The following is a 7,639-nucleotide window of genomic DNA, read 5'->3' as shown; positions in this document are numbered from 1 at the left end:
TGAAGGCCGTGTTGGCGCCGGAGAGGATCTCCTCCACCGTCACCTGGAGCATCATCGGCGCGCCCTGGCCGCCGTGGTCGGGGCTCACCGCCACCGTCTTGAAGCCCTGCTCGTAGAGCTTGTTCCACGCGTCCTTGAAGCCCTTGGGCGTGAAGACGGCGCCGTTCTCCACCCGGCAGCCCTCGCGGTCACCCACCGAGTTGAGGGGCCCCAGCACCTCGCGCGCGAAGCGGTACGTCTCCGTGAGGACCGCCTTCGCCTCGTCCGGCCCCCAGGCGTCGTAGGGCGCCTGGCCCGCCACCTGGCCGAAGCCGAACTGCTCGAACAGCGTGAAGAAGATCTCTCGAAGGTCGGTCTTGTAGGTGTTGATGCCGGCGGACATGGCCACTCCTGCGTAGGGGCTCGCTGCCTGCCTGCTTCCCGCAGGGCGGGAAAAAGTAAGGGTCAGCGGCCCATGTGACGCAGGAAGTGTGGCGTCGACTGATTTTTGAGTCAACCCAAGATGACACCCCGCGTTGAGCAGCGGTCGAAAGCAGCCCTGCTCGGACGCGGGATTTCGTCCAGGAACGCCTACTTCTTGGCCTTCTTCGCGGCCGGGAGGGACGCCGTCTTGGCGGCGGGCTTCTCCCGGGGGGCGGTCTTCTTGGAGGAGGCGCCGGAGCGGGGCTCGTCCGCCTCCTCGTCGTCCTCATCGTCCTCGTCGCGGTCGCGCTCGGGGGCGGCCGGCGGGGCGCTGGTGGCGGCCTCCGGGGTGGCGGGGGCCGGGACGACCAGGCTCTCGCGGGGGACCTCCACGACGATGGGGGACTGGCCGGAGCGCTGCCGGTTCTCGTCCTCCAGCGAGTAGAAGAGCTGGATCTGCGAGCCGCCCTTCATGACGAGCTCGCCCTTCTGGTTCTCCGCCCAGAGGTCGATCTCCACGAAGTACCGGCCGCCGGAGCCGTGGCGGTCGCTCACGCGGCCCTTGCAGACCACGGTGTCGCCCGGCCACACCATCTTGATGAAGCGGACGTTGTAGCGCCGCAGCTGGCCGCCACGCGCCCAGTCGCTGATGAGCTGGCCGAGCATGCCCATGACGAGCATGCCGGGGGCGTAGACGGACGGCATGCCCACGCTCTTGGCGTAGAGCTCGTCCACGTGCACGGGGTTGTAGTCGCCGGAGGCGCCCGCGTAGCGCGACAACTGGACGCGGTCCACCGGGGCCTTGGCCAGCGCCGGCAGCTCGTCACCGACGCGGATGGATTCGAAGTAGAGCTTGCGCGCGGGCATCAGGCGTTCTCCTTGGCGGCACGCACCACGAGGGTCCGGCGGGCGCGGAAGACGAGGTTGCCCTCTTCGTCCCGGCCTTCGTCCTCGATGACCGCGATGTCCATCTTGCCGGACATGCCCGGCCGCTCGAAGACGTCCGACACGCGGGTGGACACGTAGATGCGGTCCCCCGCGAAGATGGGCCGCTCGTAGTCAAAGCCCTGCTCGGCATGCAGCAGGCTCTTGATGCCCACCCCCAGCAGCTCCCGGAGGTCCGCGGCCGAATGGAACGACGCGGGGAACGTGGGCGGCGCGACGATGGTGGGGTAGCCCGAAGCACGGGCGTACTCCTCGTCGTAGTAGATGGGATTGTAGTCGCCAATCGCTTCGGCGAAGCGCCGGATGGCGCCCTTCTCCACCTCGTTGAGCGTCGGCGGCGAGGCGCGGCCAATCGCGTTCTTGTCCAGCATTTCCCTCTCCTGATGAACCTTCAGCGTCCTGCCGGAAGCTCGAGCACCGTCAGGAGCCCGGCCTCCGCGGCCGTCAAACGTGGCGCGGCATTCACCAGCGCGTTCGCGGTGGCCCGGTCGCCCGCCACTCCCCCCGGGATTTCCAGTACCAGTCTGGGATCCGCGTCGATCTCGATGCGATCCCGTGGGTTGTCCGCCCCCACAGCGATGGTCAGCTCCAGCCGGACCCGCTCCTGCCCCTCCTCCAAACCCACCACGGACTGGAACATGCCCGCGACGCGGCCTTTCTTCACGACAAATGCGCCGCCGGAGATCTCCTCCTCGGCGAAGACGGGGGCGACCTCCTCCTCGAAGTCGTCGCAGTCCAGGCCCAGCCCCAGCGCCGCCAGCGCCGCGGACTCCACCAGCCCCACGTGGCCCAGCTCCTCGCGGTCCACCAGGTCGAAGAACTCCTCCTCCGTCAGGCCCGCGCCCACCTTGCGCTGCAGGGCTTCACGGCGCGTGCGGGCATCCACCACCCGGCTGGCCATCACCTTGCGCACGGGGCCGCAGACCTGCCCGGCGGTGGCCACCAGGCGGTCCAGCACGAAGCCGGGGTTCACGCCCGTGCCCACGATGGCGACGCCCGCCTTCTGCGCGGCCTTCTCCAGCTTCTCCGCCAGCTCCGGGTACTTGAGGTGCGGGAACGCCAGCTCCTCGCAGGTGCTGGCCACGGGCAGGCCCAGCTTCAGCGCGTCCAGCAGCTGATCCATCACCTGGGACAGCCGGGAGCTGGTGGCGTGCAGCACCACCACGCCCTTGCGGCGCCCCACGGCGCGCTCCAGCGAGTCGGAGACCTTGAAGCGCGGCCCGGCCTGCCCCAGCACGTCGCCCAGCGGGCGCCCCACCAGGGACGGCTGCGAGTCCACCGCGCCGATCAGCTCCACTTCGGGGGATGACAGGGCCGCCCTGGCAATCTCCTGCCCGATGAACCCCAGCCCCATCACCACCACCGGCACCGGCCCATCAGGGGCTCTAGCCATCGGAGATTGCTCCCGAATTCCAAGGGGTTACAGCCGTTTACGACGGGTAGGCGGCCACCATAGAACACGGCTAGACGGGCAGGCAAGCAGGACGTGGAGTCCGGCGACCTCACGTTAGAGGGAAACTTCAAGAATTCCGGTAGTTTAGCGGCACTGAAAAGCTTGGGGGGGCCTGTTTGGCCGTCCTCGGACCAGCTATAAGAGTCTGAGAAAACCGCAGCCCACTCGCTCGGAGCGTATCTGCCCATGGCCCGAATCCTCGTGGTGGACGACGACGTGCTCATCCTCGCCGCGCTGTCCCGCATCCTCCAGGCGGAGGGTTACGAGGTCGTCACCCACAGCGACCCGGTGGTGGCGGCGCGGGAGCAGGGGTTCGACGTCGTCCTGACGGACTTCATGATGCCGTACCTCAACGGCGTCGAGCTGCTATCCGCGCTGCGGGAGAAGAACCCGCGCGCGGTGCGCTTGATGCTGACGGCGGCGGCGGACTTCAAGACGGCGTCGGAGGCGGTGAACCGGGGCGAGGTCTTCCGGCTGCTGGGCAAGCCGTGGGCCATGAGCGAGCTGACGAGCAGCATCCGTCAGGCCTTCGAGCACCACCGGCTGGTGGCGGCCAACGAACGGCTGACGCGCGAGGTGGCGGAGAAGAACGCGGAGCTGCTGGCCATCAACGAGGGGCTGGAGCGCCGGGTCATCGAGCGCACCACGGGGCTCCTGGACGGGCTCATCAGCGCGCTGGACTACCGGGACACGGAGACGCAGTGGCACTCGCGTCGCGTGTCGCTCTACGCGCGGCGGCTGGCGCAGGAGATTGGCTTGAGCGGACCGGCGCTCGACGTCGTGGAACAGGGCGCGCTCTTGCACGACATCGGCAAGATTGGCGTTCGCGACTCCATCCTGCTCAAGCCCGGTCCCCTCACGCCGGATGAGTGGGTGGAGATGAAGCAGCACCCGGAGTTCGGCTACCGGATGCTCGCGAAGATGCCGTACCTGCACGAGGCGGCGCTCATCGTCCTGCAGCACCAGGAGCGCTGGGACGGCAAGGGCTACCCGCTGGGGCTCAAGGGCGAGGAGATCGTCATCGGCGCGCGCATCTTCTGCCTCGTGGACACGCTGGACGCCATCACGTCCGACCGGCCCTACCGCAAGGGCCGCCCCATGAGCGTGGCGCGCGACGAGGTCCGCCGCTGCGCGGGCACGCAGTTCGACCCGATGCTCGCGGAGGCGTTCCTCGGCCTGCCGGAGACGGAGTGGGCCCGCATCCGCCGCGAGGTGGAGCTGATGGAGGAGGCGGAGAGCCACCGCTGGACGGGCGGCAAGCTCAACGCCCAGGGCGAGCCGGTGCCCGCGCGCGCCTCCGGGGCCTAGTGCCAGGAAGGCGGAATGGCGGGGCCGTACTCCGTGACGATGACGTCGTCGATGACCGTTCCCTCCAGCAGCGCGTCCACGACGTCCATGCCCTTTTCGACCTGGCCAAAGGCCGTGTAGCGGCCGTCCAGGTGCGGCTGCGGCGAGTGCGTGATGAAGAACTGACTGCCGCCGGTATCCTTGCCCGACAGCGCCATCCCCACGGTGCCTCGAACGAACTTCGCGTGCGTGATCTCGCAGCGGATGGAGTGCCCGGGGCCCCCCTCCCCGTCTCCACGTGGGTCGCCGCCCTGCGCGACGAAGTCCGGCACCACGCGGTGGAACGTGATGCCCCGGAAGTAGCCCTTCCGCGCGAGCTCCGCCAGGTTGCCGACCGTGAGCGGGGACTCCACGCCCACCCGGATGACGATGTCGCCCTTGCGCGTGCGCAGCGTGAGGAACACGACCTCGGAGCCCGACGGTGGCCGGTAGGTGCCCGGGGCCAGCTCCACGCGCGCGGAGCGGACGGGCTTGCCCGTGAGCGAGGTGAGGGACTCGGCCGCCACGCGACGCACGTTCGCGTGGGGATGCTTCAGCCACTCGCGCATCCGGGGTTCCGCCGCGCGGCCCTGCAATGCGACGAGCGCGCCAGCCACCGCCTCCACCAGGTCCGGCTCCTTGGGGACTCGCTCGGCCAGGGCCTCCACCGCGGGCAGTGCCCTTGCGTCCTTCAGCTTGCCGGCGGCGGACGCGGCCAGCCCCGCGACCACCGCGTCCCCACCTCCGATGAGCGCGCGGATGGGCGCCAGCGCCTCGGGCACCGGCCGTGCGGAGAGCGCATCCAGCGCGGCGCCACGCACCACGGGACTGGCGTGGTTCAGATAGCGCACCGCGAACGCGGCACCGGTGGGCGCCCCCTTGAACTGCGCCACCTCGTGCAATCCCAGCGCGAGCCAGCGGGCTTCGGGAACGCGGCCGTAGCCGCACTGGAGCACCTGGTCCAACACGCCCTGCTGCCGGTCCATGGCCGCCGCGAAACGGCAGTCCAGCCATGCAACGTCTTCGCGGGCAACAGCGGACACGGCGGCGGCGTCGGCTTGCGCCAGGGCACTCCTCAGGCGCGACAACACCGCCCGGCCCCGGGGCGGGAGCCCCTGCTGGGCCACCGCCAGCAACGAATGGCCGCGCGCCGCCTTCCCCTCCGCCACCTGCTTCGCTTGGAGCCCGATGCGGTCCAGGGCCGGGAGCGGCTCACAGGGCGCATCCTCCGCGCACTTCGTCGCGAGCTTCGCCAGCGTCCTCGCCGCCTCCGCCGCCACCCGAGGCGTTTCATCCTCCAGCAGCGGGCTCAGTGCCACCGCATCCCCGGGACCGCCCACGTCCCCCAGGCCCTTCGCGCAGAGGGCCCGCACGTCCGGTTGGGCATGGGCCAGACAGGACCGCAGCAGCTCCACGGAGTCCGGCCGCTTCGCCGCCGACAGGAAGTAGGCCCCGGCGAGGTTCACGTCCGGGCGCCCGGCGTCCTTCAACAATTCACGAATCGGCTCCAGGGGGACGCCCGCCACCGCAGCAGGGCCTGCCTTGCGCGCCGCCACGCCCAGCGCCGTCGCGGCGTACCCGGCCCAGTAGGAGTCAGGCGGCGACAGGCGCGCCGTCAGCGCCTCGACCGCGCCCGGCGTGGCCAGCCTCCCCAGCGACTCGATGACCCGGGAACGCACCATCGCCTCGGTCTGGGTGGGCTCGTAGCGCACGAGCACCTCGGTCAGCCTCGCCAGGGTGGCCTCCGGCAGGGGTTCCCACGACAGCGCCAGCTGGCCCAACGCGTGGGCAGCCTCCTCGCGCTCGGAGAGCCCGTCTGCCTCCAGCGCGAGAAGGATCGTCTCCAGCGTCTCCACGTCCTGGATGCGAACCAGGGCCAGGAGGGCCCGGGTTCGCAGAAGGACGGTGTTCCCTCCAATCACTTCCGGCGCGGACGTCGCGAGCCGCGTCAGTTCGCCGTTGCCCAGCGAGCGGCGGTCCTCCAGGTCCTGGATCCGCGCCCGCACCTGCTCGGGCGTCTCCGGCGGCGGTGGGGCGGGCGGCACCGTGTGGGCGCAGGCGCTCAAGAGGAGGAATCCGGCGGACACTGCGGTGGGCAGGCGGGCCATGGCGGGAAGGGCTAGGTCAATTCCCCGCGAAAATCCAGGGGTTATGGCGTTGAACAGGTTTGACAGCCGCGCGCTGGGGCCGGGAAGATATCGGGCCGTTTCCCCCCTCCCGGAGCACCGGCCCTGAACTGCCCAGGCTGCAATCGCAAGGTCGCGGACGACACCGCCATCTGCCCCAACTGCGACTACATCATCGACCAGTCCTTCCTTGGGGGAGCCGGGGACGAGGGAGATTCCGGCGACGACGAGAGCACCGGGGTGGGCCCGCCGCCGCGCTCGCGTCCGCCCCCGGCCCGCGCCGCGCCGGAGCCCCGCTCACGCCCCGCGCCCGCGCGCGCGAAGACCGGCCCCCGTCCCGCCGCGCCCCCGCCGAGCGACGACGCCACCAACGTGCGCAGCATGGACGACATCGCCCGGGAGAAGGCCCAGCGCGCTCCGTCGCGCGCGGGCAGCGGCGCCGCCAAGGCCGTTCCCGCTCGGGCCCCGGCCGCCCGCCGCGCACCGGCCCCCGCCCCCGTCGAGGAAGAGGACGATTCTGGCGACGCGGTGGCGGACCCCTGGTCCCGCGAGGCGCGCGAGCTGGAGTCGCCCCGCTCCCCCATCGATGATCCGGAGGTCCTGCTGGACGACGCGCGCTCGTTCCTGCGCGAGCTGGAGGGCGGCGACCGCATCGCGTTCTGGGGCGCGACGCTGGTGGTGCTCTCCTGCTTCATCCCGTGGAAGGAGACGGCGGCGGACGGCGACTTCCTGGGCCTCATCAGCCTGGGGTTCATCTCCTTCCTCTTCGCCATCGCGACCATGGTCCTGGTGGGCCTGCGCGCGCGTCAGGTGATGACCTGGGTGAACCCCATGCTGCCGTGGGGCGCGCAGATGTTCTGCAGCGTGGTCACCCTCGTGTGGTCGCTGGTGTTCCTGAAGCTGTCCTCGGACACCACGCTCGTGCCGTCGCCGCTCGGCAACTCGGAGATGATGAACTCGTCGCCGAGCATCGGCTGCTTCCTGGGCATCCTTGGCGGTGTCATCGCGGTGCTGGGCGGCCTGATGGGGCTCAAGCGCCAGCAGGAGTAGGCCCCAAGGATTTCGCTGCCTCGCCGGACGGGAGGCGGGCTACCGTCGCCGGCCATCATGTCCGACGCCACGCCCCTCTCCCGCCTCCTCGACGCGCTGGGCTCGGCCGTCGTGGGCCAGCCCCGTGTGCTGGCCGACCTGGTGACGGCCTTCCTCGCGCGCGGCCACGTGCTGCTGGAGGGCGTGCCCGGCGTCGCCAAGACGCTCACCGCGCGCAGCATGGCGGGAGCGCTGGGCCTGTCCTTCTCCCGCGTGCAGTTCACCCCGGACCTGATGCCCGCGGACATCCTGGGCACCAACGTCTTCCAGCCGCAGTCGCAGAGCTTCCGCCTGATGA

8 protein-coding genes are annotated in these 7,639 nt (G+C 70.6%); 3 read left to right on the top strand and 5 right to left on the bottom strand.

The annotated features are described in order from the left end of the window. The 4 genes from JYK02_RS35670 to JYK02_RS35655 form a co-directional block, all read right to left on the bottom strand. Positions 1 to 382, bottom strand: a 382-nt coding sequence (locus JYK02_RS35670) for an acyl-CoA dehydrogenase N-terminal domain-containing protein (protein WP_207057433.1), incomplete at its 3' end; no start/stop codon positions are given. A gap of 188 nt (positions 383 to 570) precedes the next feature. Further along, entirely contained in the window at positions 571 to 1,269 is a 699-nt protein-coding gene (locus JYK02_RS35665) for a MaoC family dehydratase (RefSeq protein WP_207057432.1), read from the bottom strand. Further along, entirely contained in the window at positions 1,269 to 1,718 is a 450-nt protein-coding gene (locus JYK02_RS35660) for a MaoC family dehydratase N-terminal domain-containing protein (protein ID WP_014397671.1), read from the bottom strand. The genes JYK02_RS35665 and JYK02_RS35660 overlap by 1 nt, the downstream gene beginning before the upstream one ends. Positions 1,719 to 1,738: 20 nt before the next feature. Next, complete coding sequence (locus JYK02_RS35655; protein ID WP_207057431.1) at positions 1,739 to 2,740, bottom strand: NAD(P)H-dependent amine dehydrogenase family protein; 1,002 nt, start codon at positions 2,738 to 2,740, stop codon at positions 1,739 to 1,741. A 246-nt stretch (positions 2,741 to 2,986) separates the two neighbouring features. On the opposite strand from JYK02_RS35655, the gene JYK02_RS35650 reads away from it, so the two are divergent. Beyond that, positions 2,987 to 4,108, top strand: coding sequence for an HD domain-containing phosphohydrolase (locus JYK02_RS35650; RefSeq protein ID WP_207057430.1), 1,122 nt, complete (start codon positions 2,987 to 2,989; stop codon positions 4,106 to 4,108). On the opposite strand, the gene JYK02_RS35645 is transcribed toward JYK02_RS35650, so the two are convergent. After that, positions 4,105 to 6,192 carry a peptidylprolyl isomerase gene (locus JYK02_RS35645; protein WP_347402659.1) on the bottom strand — a complete coding sequence of 696 codons (2,088 nt, stop codon included), beginning with the start codon at positions 6,190 to 6,192 and terminating at the stop codon, positions 4,105 to 4,107. The genes JYK02_RS35650 and JYK02_RS35645 overlap by 4 nt on opposite strands. 300 nt (positions 6,193 to 6,492) lie before the next feature. On the opposite strand from JYK02_RS35645, the gene JYK02_RS35640 reads away from it, so the two are divergent. Together JYK02_RS35640 and JYK02_RS35635 are read left to right on the top strand one after the other, a co-directional pair. Then, positions 6,493 to 7,302: a hypothetical protein gene (locus JYK02_RS35640; RefSeq protein ID WP_347402658.1), complete on the top strand. Its 810-nt coding sequence runs from the start codon at positions 6,493 to 6,495 to the stop codon at positions 7,300 to 7,302. Between the two features lie 57 nt (positions 7,303 to 7,359). Then, positions 7,360 to 7,639 (top strand): AAA family ATPase (locus JYK02_RS35635; protein ID WP_207057428.1); only part of this gene is annotated, 280 nt, incomplete at its 3' end.

The organism is Corallococcus macrosporus, assembly GCF_017302985.1.
Classification (GTDB): Bacteria; Myxococcota; Myxococcia; order Myxococcales; family Myxococcaceae; genus Corallococcus; species Corallococcus macrosporus_A.
The sequence above is the reverse complement of the archived record's forward strand: the minus strand, read 5'-3'. Positions and strand labels throughout refer to the sequence as shown.

Bases quoted from the DNA above. Each gene is read 5' to 3' on its own strand.
- JYK02_RS35665 (WP_207057432.1), bottom strand. From the start codon at position 1,269: ATGCCCGCGCGCAAGCTCTACTTCGAATCCATCCGCGTCGGTGACGAG.
- JYK02_RS35660 (WP_014397671.1), bottom strand. From the start codon at position 1,718: ATGCTGGACAAGAACGCGATTGGCCGCGCCTCGCCGCCGACGCTCAAC.
- JYK02_RS35655 (WP_207057431.1), bottom strand. From the start codon at position 2,740: ATGGCTAGAGCCCCTGATGGGCCGGTGCCGGTGGTGGTGATGGGGCTG.
- JYK02_RS35650 (WP_207057430.1), top strand. From the start codon at position 2,987: ATGGCCCGAATCCTCGTGGTGGACGACGACGTGCTCATCCTCGCCGCG.